Here is a 15,093-nt window from a genome sequence, read left to right as displayed (position 1 = left end):
CCCGCTCGCGGACTTCAGGTGAAAATTTGTTGGTTGTCTTGCTCATAACGGATGCTCCTTCTCACAAGTTGGAGCCTCCTGGAAACCCGGGGCGCTTCAGACCGGAGGAAGAAGGCCCTCGAAGCGTTCGCCAGCACCAGCGCCGTGCGCCGGGAGTTCAGCCGATACGATCGGGGCGTCTGCGTGGACCTCCGCGCGGATATGCGAGGCGACAAGCCGGACAATGCGTTCGACCTGCGCCGGTTCGAAGCGGATATCGGTATCGACCCGCCCTTCCCCCAGCCACATCGACGCGGAGCGCCCCGTCCGGGTTGACCATGATCTCGATGATGCGCGGATCTTCGAGCGCGGCGCGAATGGCGGGCCCCATGCAGTCCGCAGCATTGCGCGTCGGCGTTCGGCCGAGATGACATCGGGAGTGTCGGTCATGCACTTTCTCCCGACTTCCGCTCTGGCAGGGTCCGCTTACCGGTGGCGATCTGGCGGCCGACCTGGGCCACGAAGGCTTCGAAGCGCTCCCGGCCGACCGCGCGGGCAGCCGCGTCCGCTTCGGGCAGCGGCGCCGTCACCGAGAGCTGGTAGCGGATGAAGAGGGCCAGACTTTCGAGGAGGACGTCGATATCGCGCCGGCTGCCGGTAATTTCCCGCGAGAGACGGTCGAAGCGCAGACGCAGAAGATCGTCGATCTCGTTCGAGCCTTGCCGAGCTATCCATGCCTTCAGCGCGTCGTTGACGAGGCGGCTCTTGTTGCCGCGAGTGCCGGCAGCCAGGCGATCAAGCGCCACGGTCACGTCCCGGTCGAGGTAGAGGTTCTGGCGGATTTTCATGGGCTGTCTCACAATCCGAGGTCGCGAGTGTGCTGGCTCTCATCGAAGGCGAAGCCGCGTGCGACCGGCGTCAGGGCCTGCGCCTGCTCCATCGCCCGCTTGTCGGCGACTGCGTTGCCGTCATCGTCATTTGCAAGCTGGGGCTCGGTGACGTCGGGCTCATCCCGCGCGATCGGCGGCCCGCCGCCCTGCCCCGGCGTGCGTTGCTGTTGCGGTCCGCTTTCGTCGTCGGCTTCAGCCTGTGCCATCAGCGCGGCCAGCCTGGCGTCTTGCGGCCGGGCGATGCCCTGCCAATCGTCGGGGCGCGGCGCCGGACGATCGGCATAAAGGCTACTGCCCACGGATGGGGCAGGAAGTCGGCGGTCGGCGAAATTGCGGTCCCGGAAGTAGCGGAGCTTACGTGCCCGCACCGGTGCCATCCCGGCCAGCAAAACGAGTTCCTCGTCGGGCGAAAGCTGCATGACCTCGCCGGGGGTCAGAAGCTGGCGTGCGGTCTCCTGGCGGCTGACCATGACGTGGGCGAGCCAGGGCGCGAGCCGGTGTCCGGCATAGTTGCGCATGGCACGCTGCTCGGTGGCGGTTCCCAAGGCATCGGAAATCCGCTTGGCGGTCCGCTCATCGTTGGCCGCGAAGGCCACGCGCACATGGCAGTTGTCGAGGATCGAGTTGTTCTCGCCGTAGGCCTTCTCAATCTGGTTGAGGCTCTGGGCGATCAGGAAGGCCCGGATCCCGTAGCCGGCCATGAATGCGAGGCTGGTTTCGAAGAAGTCCAGGCGGCCGAGCGCGGGGAATTCGTCGAGCATCATCAGCAATTGGTGCTTGCGACCTGCACCCCCAAGCCCATCGAGCTGTTCGGTCAGACGCCGCCCGATCTGGTTCAGGACCAGGCGAACCAGCGGCTTGGTGCGGCTGATGTCCGACGGCGGAATGACGAGGTAGAGCGAACATGGCAGTTCGGCATCGACCAGATCGGCAATCCGCCAGTCGCAGCGCGAGGTCACCTCCGCGATCGTCGGATCGCGATAGAGACCGAGGAACGACATGGCCGTTGAAAGCACGCCCGAGCGTTCGTTCTCGCTCTTGTTGAGAAGCTCCCGCGCAGCCGACGCGACCACCGGATGAACGCGCGGCGCCTGCGCGTCACCGAGGTGATTGGTGGTGAGCATTGCGCGCAGCGTAGCGGCAAACGAGCGTTGGGGATCCGAAAGGAACGTGGCGACGCGGGCAAGCGTCTTTTGTTCCTCGGCATATAGGATGTGGAGGATCGCGCCGACGAGCAGCGAATGGCTGGTCTTTTCCCAGTGGTTGCGGCGTTCGAGCGCGCCCTCTGGATCGACGAGGATATCGGCGATGTTCTGGACGTCGCGGACCTCGTTGGCGCCGCGGCGCACCTCGAGCAACGGATTGTAGTGCGCCGAGGCGGCATCGGTGGGATTGAACAGCAGACAGTGCGAGAACCGCGCGCGCCATCCGGCGGTCAGGGTCCAGTTTTCGCCCTTGATGTCGTGGATGACGGCGGAGCCCATCCATGTGAGCAGCGTCGGCACCACCAAGCCCACGCCCTTGCCGGACCGTGTCGGCGCGAAGGCCAGGACATGCTCTGGGCCGTTATGACGCAGATACTCGCGACCGAGCTTGCCGAGCATGAGGCCCGCGTCACCGAGCAGGCCGGAGCGTGCCACCTCACCGTGGCTGGCCCAGCGCGCGGAACCATATGTGGTGCCCCTGCCTTTCTGGCGTGCCCGCCAGAGTGAACCCGCAACAGCCGATCCACAGCCAAGAAAGCCGCTGGCGCCGGCGAGCATGCCCGCCTTGTCGAAGACTTCGGGCGCATAGGCATCGAAATGATACCACCATCCGAACAGCGCCCAGGGCTGGTAGCAAGGCACGCCAAACAGGTGGAATGGTGCCGCGCCGAGCTCGGACTGGTAGCCCAGCATCGCGGCGGCCCACTGCGTCGAAATCCAGAGGCCCGCGAACATGATCGCGAAGACGACGATGATCTGACCGACGAGGAGTTTGGTAGGCGTCACGGGGCTTCTCCAGCCCGGTCGTCCGTTGCGGTCCGGGTGGAGAAAGAATCCGTGACGAACGGAAAAAACTAAACGGCGCTAATTGGCGTTTATTAGATATTGCAGGATATTGCCGGTCACGCCCCGCGTGAATTACCGCCTATATCGTGACGGGCCTTTTCGCGCAGCTGCGCGAGTCGCTCTTGGCAGACCAGGTCTACAAGGCCTCGCAGCGCATGGACGCGCTCCGTAATCGCCTCGAGATTTTCGACACTGATCTCGTAACTTGTGGAGTACCGGGCCTCGACGTAGGCTCGCTTGAGCAATTCGAAGCGCCGACGGTCAAGTTTGGTTTCGCGCGGCCAAGCCCTGATCAGGCGGGGCTCTTTGCCCTCAGCGAACGATCGCAAAAACTTGATGTTATGCGATCTCGGAAAATAGAGTGTGCGAACGAGAAGAAAGCAGATGTAGCAAGTTTCCACCGCTTGATGGAGATTAAACGCCGTCTTTCGGGCCCAATCAGCATCTGATCGCGTCATTTGAAGCGAAAATTCAGCCAAATCGATCCATTGCTGAACCGACTTTGATTGGGCAGCAAAATATTGAGCCGCCATTTCGTAACCATCTGCCGGCGTTAATGGCTTTGGAGTGACAAACGTGCTGCCCGGCAGTTCATACAACGCGATCCCATCGCGGGCGATGTCGACCCAGAAATACTCGCCCCTGTTGAGGCTCTGATTTACCTCATCCATGGTGTGGACAATGAAATTCACCTGACGCTCAATCGATGGATCCCTGTCAATCTTGTCGTCTGCGACATGCCAATATTCGGCGATATCCGTAAGTTTGGGATGACTCACGATTATCAGCAAGTCGAAATCGGACTGGTATCCATTGAGCGGCTGATCAACCCAGTCCGATCGTGCATAGCTCCCGAACAATACGATCTTCTGGATGCGGCCGTTCTTTTTCCACGGCTGGGTCGCACGCGAAATCGCGACCTCGAATTCAGCCATCAGGATTTGCTTTGCCCGCTCGAGTTCAGCCTGCTGAACGGGCGGGAGATGATCTATATCCTTACGCATCAATCCGGATTCTCGTCCTGCTACGGACGTTTGGCAAGCCCTCAGACGTGCCTTCGAAGTGGGCGGCGCCCAATTTTCGATTGCAGGCGCCCTCCGTCGAACGTTCGCTTTCGCTCGCAGCGACTGGGAGCTAACCCCTCTTTAAGGAAAAATCGCAACAAGGCGTTGACCGAAAAATGACATTTCAAAGGCACCCTTAGCAGGGCAAGGCAGCACTGAACTCAAACAGCCTTGGCTGCGAATTGGCTTGACGATCGCAAGCCACCATGTAACCGCCCGCGAGAAATGGCGCGCGTCGAAAGCTGGAGGAGATTCTCGTGAACGAAGTAGTGGTGGAACAGGGCTGCTACGTCGTTTTTATCGGAAGCTTCAATCCGGCAATTTTCACCCCTCATTGGCTGGAGCGCGAAGGGCTAATCTCACGCTCTGAAGCTGACGCCGCAGAAATCGAAATTGTCCATAGAGATCTGGCCCGGTTTGCTTTACCCGGCATGAAGTTTGAGATGGTTCAGGAACGCTTTCAGGTGTTCGCAGAAGCTGAGCCGTTTGTTCGGTTGGTCGACATAATCGGACAACTTTTCATCGAAAAGATGCCGCACATCCCTGTTAAGTCCGTTGGGATAAATTATTTCGTCCATGCTGACCTCACTGATTGGAAAAAGCGACTGCGCTTTGGCCGGACAATCGCTCCCTTGGAGCCTTGGGGTTCGTTCGCAGCGAGTTTCGCCGATGATTATTCCGATCAGACGGGCGGCATGATCGATTTAACGATGCAGGCACCCCGCCCTGACGATCTTCCCGGCGTCGTTCGAGTTACGCTTCAACCGTCGAATAAAATTCCTGAAAACACGGGGATATTCATTCAGGTTAACGACTCTTTCGAAATCGAGCGCAGAGAAACACAAGCCCCGTTGCAAACGCGGGAGGGCAACAAAAAATCTAAGCGCGAGAAGAAGGTGGAGGCCGCCGAAACCGCCCAACCCGAACGGAGTAGCGCCGATTTTGGCGCCTTATTCGTTGACAATTTTGAAGCTTCGATTGATCGTTCAAGAGCAATAGTCTCGGAACTGGTCGAATTGGCTGTTAAGTCATGAGCGCTCTCGCTGTAGCAAAAGCACCGAACCCACGATCCGCTGGCACTTTTGAAGACGGCGACCTGCCAAATGGCAATAGCTACTTCGAGGGCGAGGGCGATCGAATCGCTGCTCGCAAGAAAGAGCGTTACGATATCAACGGATGCGACACCACACCCGGTAAATATCGCTACCTCGTGAAGCCGAATAAGCCCGAGGCAGTTTCGCCTCACATTGAAGGCGACGTTGTACTGCCTGTGTCTGGCGCCTTCCAGCGGAAAGTTATTGGTAAAAAGAGCATGAATACGCTCCAGGAGTGGGAGGGCTATGTCTCGTCGATAACTCCTGACTCTTTCGAAGCCATTCTTGCGGATTTGACCGATCGCTCGCGAGGACAAGAAAGAGCGGTAATTCCACTATCGCTTTTAGACGGAGACGAAATCGAGCACCTAAAACTTGGCGCTATTTTCCGCATGGTGATCGGACTGGCTATTACAGAAAATGGTAACCGTATAAATGACCACGTGATCTATTTCCGGCGATATATGCCAGCACTTCAACCAAAGAGAAAAAAGTTCTCCGAATTGGTGCACGCATTAAGCTGAGAAAATAGTGTCCATACCTGATAATAACGAAGTCGAGATCTCAGTTTTCGGCAGGGGGAGCGGCGAAGCGATTGCCGTTCACGTCGGCAACGGCAAATGGATTCTGATCGACAGCCTTCTAAGCGACGCCAAAACGCCTGTCGCACTAGATTATCTGGAAGATATCGGCGTTGATCTAGATTGCGTTGAAGCCGTCTTACTGACGCATTGGCATGACGACCACATTGCTGGCGCAGCGCAAATCGTCGAGCGATGTGTCAACGCAACGGTCGCAATTCCTCAGACGCTCCAAAATGACGAGTTTCTTGCATTCGTTGATCACGTAGAAGGCGGTTCCGAAGAGTTCGGATCCGGCGTCGAAGAACTCCGGAAAATCTTAGCGATGCTAGATGACCGCAGAAAGCCGCCGCGCTGGAGCATAGCTCAGCGACGGATCGCTGGCGGAGGAGGAGCTCCATACGAGTTTGAAGCGCTTGCACCTTCTGATGCAGACATGACCGAATTCCTGGGTTCGATCAAAAGATGGATTCAGATAGCCGCAGTTGGCGGCCGCTTACCCCGTCCCGAAAGAAATGATGCATCTGTAGCGTCGGTAATTCATACGGGAAACCGAATACTACTATTTGGAGCCGACCTCGAAGTCAGGCATGACCATACGGGATGGCACGCCGTCCATTCTGACGCCTGGAATGATCGCGGCCAAGCAGATTTCGTTAAAATTCCGCACCATGGCTCCAAGAACGCTCATTTCGATCCGATGTGGGCCCACATGTGTATTCAAGATGTCCACGCGGTGCTGACCCCTTGGAACAAAAATCAAGGCCTCCCAACTGACGAGGACGTCAAGCGCATTATGGGAATTACTCCCAATGGCTTTGCAGCTTCTAGGCCAATCTCAAGAAAAGCCCTTAAGCGCATGTCCACGGTTGATTCGATTCTGCGCAGTAAAAATATAGTTATATTTCGAGACATAGCAGATGTTGGACAGGTCCGCTTACGCGGAGCGACTGATAGCGATGGTGACTGGGCCGTCGCATGCTTCGGAGTTGGGGCCGCGCCGTTAGCAGATTTGCTTGCAGCCTAGAAATCCGAACAATCAGATTTATTGTCTTACAAAGCCCCCACCGCCACCGACCAGGTGACCCGAAGATTTGTCGATCGCGAAATCAATCGCGCCGATACCAACGTTCATATGAAGCATGCCGTTTTCGACCGTCGCAGGATACGAGTACGTCCTGGGAGCGCCAATGTAAGTTGGCACTACACGACGAACGATGAAGGCATCCGCATTTCGCTCAATGGTCATGGATCTCTTGGCCTGCTTGCTGCTGACCCAGGTTCAAAGAAATTCCTCGCCACTCTGACCGCAGCCAGCGAGCGCAAGAGCACCGCCGATTAGAAATAAAATACGCTTCTTCATATCCTGACCTTGTCCGCCGGCAGCCACGCCAAAAGCCTAGCCGATTTCGTCGCATCAGGATTGGAACTCATTTTATTCGAAACGTCAAATCGCCGATCTCCTTTAATATTGAATCTTGATGCGCTGCGGCCTTCGCGACGTTGGATCGCAAATTGCCAATTTCCCTCACGCCCCGCAGCGATCGGCCGTTATGAAATTCCCGGCCCTCCACGCCCTCGCCCGATGGTCCAATTGATGCCATCCGTTCGCATCAAGCCGGAAACAGTCTTTCCGACCTGCTTTTCCAGCGACGGCCGCCAGGGAACCAACGTGAAATCCCGACTGCGCTCGATCAATGCGTGCTTGCCGCTCACCAGATCGACGGACCGACGATATTCCGCGTTCAGCCCCGCGAGAGCACGATGCCCGAACGCGAGGTTGAGGATGTGCCGGCGCTTTCCAGGGCGACGGGCACCGGCTGGCAGGACGACCTGCCGCGCCCGTCCCGGATGATCGTTCCGCCCGAGCCTGTCGAAGTCATGGCTATGCTGCCCGATCATCCGCCTGCCATGTTCATCTGGCGCGGCAAGCGCCACCGCGTCGCTCGGGCGGATGGCCCCGAACGTCTGCACGGCGAATGGTGGCGCGAGGGCGGGCACGAGGCAGATACGCCATATACGGTGCGTGACTATTTTCAGGTCGAGACGAGCACAGGCGGACGCTACTGGATCTTCCGGCTCGGTGACGGCGAGAGGTCGGACACTGGCCCGATGCGCTGGTTCATCCATGGCGCCTTCGCATGACCCGGGAGCACGATCCCAGCGCTACCGCCGAGGCGGCGGACGACGACCCGCTCCTGGGTGCACGCTATGTCGAACTGCAGGTCACCACCCATTTCTCATTCCTGCGCGGCGCATCGAGCCCGGAGGAGCTGTTTGCCACCGCCCGATTGCTTGGGCTGCCGGCTCTTGGCATCGCCGACCGCAATACGCTGGGAGGCGCTGTCCGTGCCTGGGATGCCCAAAAGATCTCAGGCGTGCGCTCGATCATTGGATGCCGCCTCGATCTCGTTTGCGGCACCTCGCTGCTCGTCTACCCGACGGACCGCGAGGCCTACTCGCGGCTCTGCCGTCTCCTCAGCATCGGCAAGGCCCGCGCCGGAAAGGGCGGATGCCACCTTCACTGGGGCGACCTCGGAGATTGGGCCGAGGGACTGATCGCGATCCTCGTTCCTGATCGCGCCGACGCCGCGACCGAAGATGCACTGGCGCGGCTCGTCCGCCTGTTCGGCCCCCGCTCCTACATGGCGCTCTCTATCCGGCGGCGGCCGCGCGACGCCATCCGTCTTCGCGATCTTGCCGCGATGGCTGCGGCTGCCGGAATACCTACAGTCGCGACCGGTGACGTCCTCTATCACGCGCCCGATCGCCGGATGCTGCAGGACGTGGTGAGCTGCATCCGCGAGAAATGCACGGTCGATACGCTCGGCCGCAGGCGCGAGCGCTTCGCCGACCGCCACATCAAGGGCACGGCAGAAATGGAGCGGCTGTTCGCCCGCTATCTCGGCGATACCGCGCCGGTGGCACGCAGCGTCGAGATCGCCCGGGCCTGCACCTTCGACCTCGGCCAGCTCACCTACACGTACCCCAACGAGATCGGCGAAAGCGGGCTCACGCCGCAGCAGGAACTGGAGCGCCTGACCTGGGCCAAGGCGCCTGAGCGCTATCCCGGCGGCCTGACGGAGAAGGTCCGTAACCAGCTCAACCACGAACTTCGGCTGATCGTTGAACTGGCCTATGCCCCGTACTTCCTCACCGTCCATTCGATCGTCGCCTTCGCACGCTCGAAAGGCATCCTCTGCCAAGGACGAGGGAGCGCAGCGAACTCGGCAGTCTGCTTCGTCCTCGGGATCACCTCGATCGACCCCGTGAAATCCGAGCTGCTGTTCGAACGTTTCGTTTCAGCAGAGCGGCGCGAGCCACCCGACATTGACGTCGATTTCGAGCACGAACGGCGCGAAGAGGTGATTCAGTGGATCTACGAGACTTATGGCCGCGAGCGCTCGGCCCTGACCGCAGTCGTCAGCCGATTCCGCGCCCGCGGCGCTGTGCGCGAGGTCGGCAAGGCACTGGGGCTGACCCAGGATGTCGTGGCGAGCCTCGCCGGACAAGTATGGGGCTGGAGCCGGGAGGGCGTCGAGGAGCGCCATGCCGAAGAACTCAATCTCGATACCGGTGACCGGCGCCTGACACTGACGCTCGAACTCGCCCGCCTGCTCATCAACACCCCGCGGCATACCTCGCAGCATCCCGGCGGGTTCGTGCTGACGCTAGGCCGCCTCGACGAGCTCGTGCCTATCGAACCGGCGGCCATGGCAAACCGGCAGATCATCGAATGGGACAAGGACGACATTGATGCCCTCGGCTTCATGAAAGTCGATGTCCTGGGTCTGGGCATGCTGGGCTGCATGCGGCGCGCCTTCTCGCTGCTGGAGGCAGACAAGGGCATCACCATGGACCTGGCGGCGATCCCGCACGACGATCCGGCCACGTACGCGATGATCCGCAAGGCCGACACGCTGGGCGTCTTCCAGATCGAATCGCGCGCGCAGATGGCGATGCTGCCGCGCATCAAGCCGAAGGAATTCTACGATCTCGTCGTCCAGGTCGCGATCGTGCGCCCCGGCCCGATCCAGGGCGACATGGTCCATCCCTATCTGCGTCGGCGCGAGGGCAAGGAGCCCGTCACCTTCCCGACCGAAGAACTGAAGCGAGTGCTCGACAAGACGCTCGGCGTCCCGCTCTTCCAGGAGCAGGCCATGCGGGTTGCCATCGAGTGTGCGGGCTTCACGCCATCCGAAGCCGACTTGCTGCGCCGGGCGATGGCGACCTTCAAGCTGACCGGCGGCGTCTCCCATTTCCGCGACAAGCTCATCAATGGAATGATCGGGCGGGGTTACCAGCGGGATTTCGCCGAACAGACTTTCAAGCAGATCGAGGGGTTCGGGAGCTACGGCTTTCCCGAGAGCCACGCTGCCTCCTTCGCGCTGATCGCCTATGCATCCTCTTGGATGAAGTGCCACCATCCCGACGTCTTCTGCGCAGCGCTACTCAATGCCCAGCCCATGGGTTTCTATGCGCCCGCGCAGATCGTGACCGATGCCCGCAAGCATGGCGTCGATATCCGTCCGATCGACGTGAACCATAGCCGCTGGGATTGCTCTTTGGAGCCGACCGACGGCCGCTATCTCGCCGTCCGCTTGGGCCTTCGGTATGCCAAGGAACTCAGAAACGAGGATGGTGCAGCCATCGTACTCGCTCGAGGCGAGGAGCCCTACGACAGTGTCGAGGAAATCCAGCGCCGCGCAGGCGTCAGCGGGCGGGCGCTCGACCGCATCGGGCAAGCGGGCGGCTTCGGCTCACTCAGCCTCTCTCGCCGTTCGGGGCTATGGGAGGTAAAAGGTCTCGGCGCCGAAGCACTGCCTCTCTTTGCGGCCGCTGATGAGCGCGCGGGCAAGCTGAGGCCGGAGGCCGTGGAGCCGGAAGTCGTTCTTCCTGCGATGAGCGATGGCGAGGAGGTTGTCGAAGACTACCGCTCCGCCGGGCTCTCATTGCGCTCCCACCCGCTTGCTTTCCTCCGGGACGATCTATCGTCCCGCAAAATGATTACCTGTGCGACTCTGCGCGAGATCCGGGACGGACGCTGGATCAACCTCGCCGGCCTTGTTCTGCTGCGTCAAAAGCCGGGTTCGGCCAAAGGCGTCATGTTCATTACGCTGGAGGATGAAACCGACGTGGCCAATCTGGTGGTCTGGCCCAACCTCTTTGAAAAGTGCAGAAGTACGGTTCTGGGCGCATCGATGCTGGGCGTTCGCGGGCAGGTCCAGAAAGAAGGCGATGTGATCCATGTGATTGCCCAGCGCCTCGAAGATCTCTCGCCCCTTCTTGCCAGCGTGGGGCAGCGCAAGGATGTTTCCCACGTATATCAGGTCAGCCGCGCCGATATCGTCAGGAGCCCGATGGCACCCGATCCGCGCGATCCGTCAGTGCACCATCTCGGGAGAAGTCCCCGGAACCTTTACGACCCCGATCTGAGACTTGGGTCCGGAATTATTCCCGGTCAGCCAACAGAAGGCATCAAGGTGAAATCGAGGGATTTCCGGTAGAGGCAACCGAACAACCAATCGACGTGAAGAACCCGATTGCTTCTCGAAGCAAGCGAGCTACTTACTTATGCCACCGGGAACGGTAACCTACCGAAATCGCGATATAAATGGGAATTGACCTTGGGCGTTAGCCTCGACCGCAACACGCGCATTGCCGGATATCGACCCAGCGTGTTCACGAATGCGCTGAAGGCGTTCATGCGCACCCGAGATCCTGGTCGGCTGATCGATGTGAAGACGATCTTTCCCTACCGGCGCGACGGTGCAATCGTATTTGAAGAATGCCTCGATCGCGGTCTGATAGATCCCGAAACGATGGCGCTCACCAAAGCTGGTGAAGTCGTTCTTCGTGCCAAGGCATCCGCGAGGACGCCTCTGCAACGCGCAAAAGCGGTTCTCGACGACTTACTGGCGCGTGCGATGCTCATGAATGCAGACGACAATCAAATCTCCAACGTCGACGAAATCTGGTTGTTCGGGAGCGTCCTGCGCGAAGAGGAAACCGTCGGCGATATAGACCTGGCTATGGTGACCTCGCGAAAGCCAAGGTTCGCCGAAAACCATGCGGAGCGAGAATCCCATGCGCGCAGCCAGGTCGAAAAAATTCCCTTTGCTCCGCAATATTGCCCATTCCCCTGGGAGCGGGAAAGTTGGCTGAGGCGAAATGCATTGTACGGCCGCTCACGCCATCCCCTGCTCGCAGGAGTGCAAGACGGCACTTCGGATCTCGCCTCCCTTGCCGTTCCATGTCGCCTCATCTTCGATCGCACACGGGGAGGACGGGTCCAAAATCCGACGCTTGACCGCCATCCCGAGTCGACCGGAAGGCACCAGGACCTCGAACCCCCGGCAAGCCTTCCAGATCTTTCGCCTGGTCCTTTGCGCCCAATGGATGGCCGATGGATTTCAGGATATACGATGGGTTACGTCTCTCCCTACGATCTCTTCCGAGGCTGGACTGACGAAGCTCACCAAGCTTTCGGGCAATATCCGCAAAATCTTAGGATCTGCGTGGACGGGGACATTCTGACCTCGTTCCCCTGGACGCCCAAGCGCTTGAAGCGACCCGGTCTCGACGGTCGTAGGCGGCTGCTTCTGGTGGACGCTACTGCGCAGTCCGGCATCAGCGTGGTCCTGGAACGAACGATCGAAACGACAGATGAGGATCACTGGACGCTTTGCGCAAACTTGGCGGACCTCGAAATAAGCCGAGGTCGCAAGCGGATTGCGTTCGAACACACGCTTGCGATCGTCAGTTCCATTTCCGTGATCCTGGCCGCGGACTGCGAGAGAATGATCAGGCGCGCTCAGGAAATGGGACTCAATCCTCAGGTTTCCATCCAGATCACCGATGACGGCTCCCACCCGGACATCGGGTGCCTGATCATCGATTTCATCGAAGACAAGCTGGCAGCGCGAGCCGTCGCGATCGAACCCGATGGTTGGAATTCGCGCGTACGACTGGTCACCAATCAGGGCCATTCGGCAGCGGACGATGAACCGGCCAATGCCCCTTTCTAGCATTGCCTGAGTTCCGGCACGGGTATGCGGCACGCAGCTGCCGGATGGGGCAGAGCCGGAGAACCAACCGCTTGCAGGACGAGGCAGCCACCGTGTCGCGCTACCGACAGCGCGACGCGGCGGCGACATGCTTTAGGCAATCGCCCCTTGCGCTTTGAGCGCCTCGATCTCATCCCATTCGACGCCCAGTTCCATCAGGAACATCTCCGTATGCTCCGAAGCCTGAGGCGCGCGCGTGGTCTCAACGGGCTGGTGATTGAACTGGACCGGCCCGCGAACCAGTTTCAGCGGCGCACCGCCATCGGCTGCCTCCACCTCGATGAGCATGTCATTGGCCAGCGCCTGCTCGTCGTTTGCCAGGTCGAGGAGGCTTTGGAACGGTGCCCATTGGCCCGTGAAGGTCTTGAGGTGCTGACGCCAGTATTGGAAGGGCCGCTCGGCGAATTTGCGCGTGAGAATGTCGCTCGCCTCTTTCCAGTTCTCCATCAGACCTTGAACATCGGCAAAACGAGGGTCGTCGGCGGCCTCTGGCGCCCCAACGTGCTCGAACATGCTGCGAATATGAGGGCCTGGCGTAAGCGTGCAAAGGTTGATGGTACCGCCATCCGACGTGCGGAAGTTGCCCATGAAGGGATTGCCGGCCTTTCCGCCTGACGCCGGCATGGGAACCCGCATCACCTCATTGTGCTCGATGAACTGGTCGACTGCTGCACCGGCGGCCCACCAGGCCGTGCTGATCAGTGACACGTCGACCTCCAGCGCTTCTCCAGTTCGGTCTCGATGAAAGAGCGCCGCAGAAATACCGCCGGCGATGTTCATACCGCCTGACGAGTCCCCGAATGCCGGGATGCCCTGCGACAGCGGTCCGTCCAGGCCGTCAGGGCTCATCGAATAGCCGACGCCGCTGCGCGCCCAGAAGGCCGTGCCATCGAAACCGCCGACTTCCCTCTCCGGCCCCTTGTCCCCGTAAGCGCTGCCGCGCGCATAGATTATTTTGTGATTGGCGGCCCGAATGTGCTCGACATCGATGTTGAGCTTGCGTCGATGCTGCGGGAGGTAATTGGTGAGGAATACGTCGGCGGTTGCCGCGATCCGATAGATGAGTTCCTGCCCCTCGGCGGTCGAGATATCGATGCCGACGCTTCGCTTGCCACGGTTGGGATGCTCCATCAGCGTGTTGCGTCGAGGATCAACTCTCTGTCCGCGAGATTGACGATCCCTCGCATCGCATCGCCGCGCACAGGGTGCTCGATCTTGACGACGTCAGCACCCCAATCGGCAAGAATTCCGCCCGCCGAGGGAACGAACGTATGCTGAGCCACTTCCAGGACGCGAATTCCCTGCATCACCTTCGTCATTTTCCGGTATCCTCTCCGTCACAGTCGCGGGCTCGGGAAACACTGCCAATGCAAAGCGTTTGGGGGATCGCACATAGGCCGCATTGCCGAACACACGCGCTCATTTCGTCGGCCCGTAAGTACCGACGTGCACATGTGGACAGCTGTATCGGCACCGCCTAACGCGGCCTACGGATAGTGGTTCGCCATGACGATTTCGGCTGCGATCGAGTACTTGCGACGCCCTCGGCAGAGGTGGGGGAGTCGCCTCCGGCGTTTGTTTAAAACAGCCGTCAGCGATCCATGAGCCCATGAACGGCGAGGCGAAACGCTGCCATCAAACGCTCGGGACTCGCTCCGGGATCTGCGGTAATCCGACTGGTCATGCCATGGGCCAACATGATGAGTGCCTCCAGCCTGTCCTCGACCTCATCCTTGGGAATGACACCTGACAGCGGCAGGAGACTGCGGCGCATGATGTCTCGAAACCGGCGGTCGATCCCGACCACCACATCCGACACCCGGGAATTGCGCCCGGCCTCGGACATGATCTCAAGGGTAAGCGGCGCCCGGATCGGGTCGATCCACCAGGAGAATTGCGAGATCCAGTCGTCGATCGCCGTAGCGCCCGCCTCGACGCCGGCCAGGAGTTGTTCGAAGCCAGAGAACCTTCGCTCGCACAAGGCGATGATGATGGCATCCTTGCTCTCGAAATAGCGGTAAATGTGGCCCGGGCTCATGCCGGCAACCTGCGCGATCCGCACCATGCTGGCGCCGTGGAAGCCCTCTCCCCTGAAGCATTGCTCCGCCGCATCGAGCACCTGGTCGCGGCGCTGCTCCGTCCGTTCCTGTTGGCGAGCCAGAGCTTCTGCGTGACGAACCATATTTTCCCGACATTTCCGGCCCGACGTTCTTGAACGAAGGGCGCTTGATCCTTGCGTGATATCCGAATTCAAAGTCCTGCCAAGGGGCTCGATCACGCATACTCCTTTACTTCATTTTTAAAGAATGGTCATTCATTCTTTTCATGATACGCTTCCTTCCAGGCGGCGGACGACTCGAGCGTCAT

The 15,093-nt window shown here is 59.9% G+C and carries 14 protein-coding genes and 1 pseudogene; 6 read left to right on the top strand and 9 right to left on the bottom strand.

Translation table 11 applies throughout. From position 1 onward, the window contains the following. Window positions 1–99 precede the first annotated feature (99 nt). From ADT71_RS08520 to ADT71_RS08505, 4 genes and pseudogenes are all read right to left on the bottom strand, one after another. Window positions 100–429, bottom strand: a pseudogene (locus ADT71_RS08520) (P-type conjugative transfer ATPase TrbB); the annotation flags it as partial. Further along, on the bottom strand, window positions 426–827 hold the full coding sequence (locus tag ADT71_RS08515; RefSeq protein ID WP_054436233.1) for a hypothetical protein: 402 nt from the start codon (window positions 825–827) through the stop codon (window positions 426–428). The pseudogene ADT71_RS08520 and the gene ADT71_RS08515, both read right to left, overlap by 4 nt. Window positions 828–835: 8 nt before the next feature. Further along, a complete protein-coding gene (locus ADT71_RS08510; protein ID WP_054436232.1) occupies window positions 836–2,860 on the bottom strand; it encodes a conjugal transfer protein TraG in 2,025 nt (674 codons plus the stop codon). A 116-nt stretch (window positions 2,861–2,976) separates the two neighbouring features. Then, window positions 2,977–3,924, bottom strand: a complete 948-nt coding sequence (locus ADT71_RS08505; protein WP_054436231.1) for a HEPN domain-containing protein — start codon at window positions 3,922–3,924, stop codon at window positions 2,977–2,979. A gap of 317 nt (window positions 3,925–4,241) precedes the next feature. Between ADT71_RS08505 and ADT71_RS08500 the strand changes: the two genes are divergently transcribed. From ADT71_RS08500 to ADT71_RS30205, 3 genes are read left to right on the top strand one after another with little or no spacing between them, the layout of a single operon-like run. Next, window positions 4,242–5,018 carry a hypothetical protein gene (locus ADT71_RS08500; protein WP_054436230.1) on the top strand — a complete coding sequence of 259 codons (777 nt, stop codon included), beginning with the start codon at window positions 4,242–4,244 and terminating at the stop codon, window positions 5,016–5,018. After that, complete coding sequence (locus ADT71_RS31240) at window positions 5,015–5,602, top strand: hypothetical protein (RefSeq protein ID WP_132470054.1); 588 nt, start codon at window positions 5,015–5,017, stop codon at window positions 5,600–5,602. The genes ADT71_RS08500 and ADT71_RS31240 overlap by 4 nt, the downstream gene beginning before the upstream one ends. Before the next feature lie 7 nt (window positions 5,603–5,609). Then, window positions 5,610–6,686 carry an MBL fold metallo-hydrolase gene (locus ADT71_RS30205; protein ID WP_165913353.1) on the top strand — a complete coding sequence of 359 codons (1,077 nt, stop codon included), beginning with the start codon at window positions 5,610–5,612 and terminating at the stop codon, window positions 6,684–6,686. Between the two features lie 255 nt (window positions 6,687–6,941). Here ADT71_RS30205 and ADT71_RS35560 read toward each other — a convergent pair whose 3' ends face one another. Together ADT71_RS35560 and ADT71_RS33335 are read right to left on the bottom strand one after the other, a co-directional pair. Then, the gene (locus ADT71_RS35560) at window positions 6,942–7,022 is read right to left on the bottom strand and encodes a lipoprotein (RefSeq protein ID WP_369818210.1); all 81 of its coding nucleotides are present in this window, start codon (window positions 7,020–7,022) and stop codon (window positions 6,942–6,944) included. Window positions 7,023–7,210: 188 nt separating this feature from the next. Further along, window positions 7,211–7,375, bottom strand: coding sequence for a DUF3363 domain-containing protein (locus ADT71_RS33335; RefSeq protein WP_369818207.1), 165 nt, complete (start codon window positions 7,373–7,375; stop codon window positions 7,211–7,213). Between ADT71_RS33335 and ADT71_RS35555 the strand changes: the two genes are divergently transcribed. The 3 genes from ADT71_RS35555 (at window position 7,361) to ADT71_RS08480 (ending at window position 12,687) form a co-directional block, all read left to right on the top strand. After that, window positions 7,361–7,804, top strand: a complete 444-nt coding sequence (locus ADT71_RS35555; protein WP_054436228.1) for a DUF6504 family protein — start codon at window positions 7,361–7,363, stop codon at window positions 7,802–7,804. The genes ADT71_RS33335 and ADT71_RS35555 overlap by 15 nt on opposite strands. Continuing rightward, window positions 7,801–11,166 (top strand): error-prone DNA polymerase, encoded by a 3,366-nt coding sequence (locus tag ADT71_RS08485; RefSeq protein WP_054436227.1) that lies wholly within the window; start codon window positions 7,801–7,803, stop codon window positions 11,164–11,166. The genes ADT71_RS35555 and ADT71_RS08485 overlap by 4 nt, the downstream gene beginning before the upstream one ends. Window positions 11,167–11,286: 120 nt before the next feature. Next, window positions 11,287–12,687, top strand: a complete 1,401-nt coding sequence (locus ADT71_RS08480) for a nucleotidyltransferase domain-containing protein (RefSeq protein WP_054436226.1) — start codon at window positions 11,287–11,289, stop codon at window positions 12,685–12,687. Window positions 12,688–12,819: 132 nt separating this feature from the next. Here the strand turns inward: ADT71_RS08480 and ADT71_RS08475 are convergent, their stop codons facing one another. The 3 genes from ADT71_RS08475 to ADT71_RS08470 all read right to left on the bottom strand — a co-directional run bounded on the left by ADT71_RS08475 (window position 12,820) and on the right by ADT71_RS08470 (window position 15,004). Next, the gene (locus ADT71_RS08475) at window positions 12,820–13,857 is read right to left on the bottom strand and encodes a CaiB/BaiF CoA transferase family protein (protein WP_369818206.1); all 1,038 of its coding nucleotides are present in this window, start codon (window positions 13,855–13,857) and stop codon (window positions 12,820–12,822) included. Further along, window positions 13,857–14,045, bottom strand: a complete 189-nt coding sequence (locus ADT71_RS35550; RefSeq protein ID WP_369818205.1) for a CoA transferase — start codon at window positions 14,043–14,045, stop codon at window positions 13,857–13,859. The genes ADT71_RS08475 and ADT71_RS35550 overlap by 1 nt, the downstream gene beginning before the upstream one ends. Before the next feature lie 272 nt (window positions 14,046–14,317). After that, entirely contained in the window at window positions 14,318–15,004 is a 687-nt protein-coding gene (locus tag ADT71_RS08470; protein ID WP_132470050.1) for a TetR/AcrR family transcriptional regulator, read from the bottom strand. Window positions 15,005–15,093 lie beyond the last annotated feature (89 nt).

Source organism: Novosphingobium sp. ST904, from assembly GCF_001298105.1.
Taxonomy (GTDB): domain Bacteria; phylum Pseudomonadota; class Alphaproteobacteria; order Sphingomonadales; family Sphingomonadaceae; genus Novosphingobium.
This window is presented reverse-complemented; position numbering and strand designations above follow the sequence as displayed.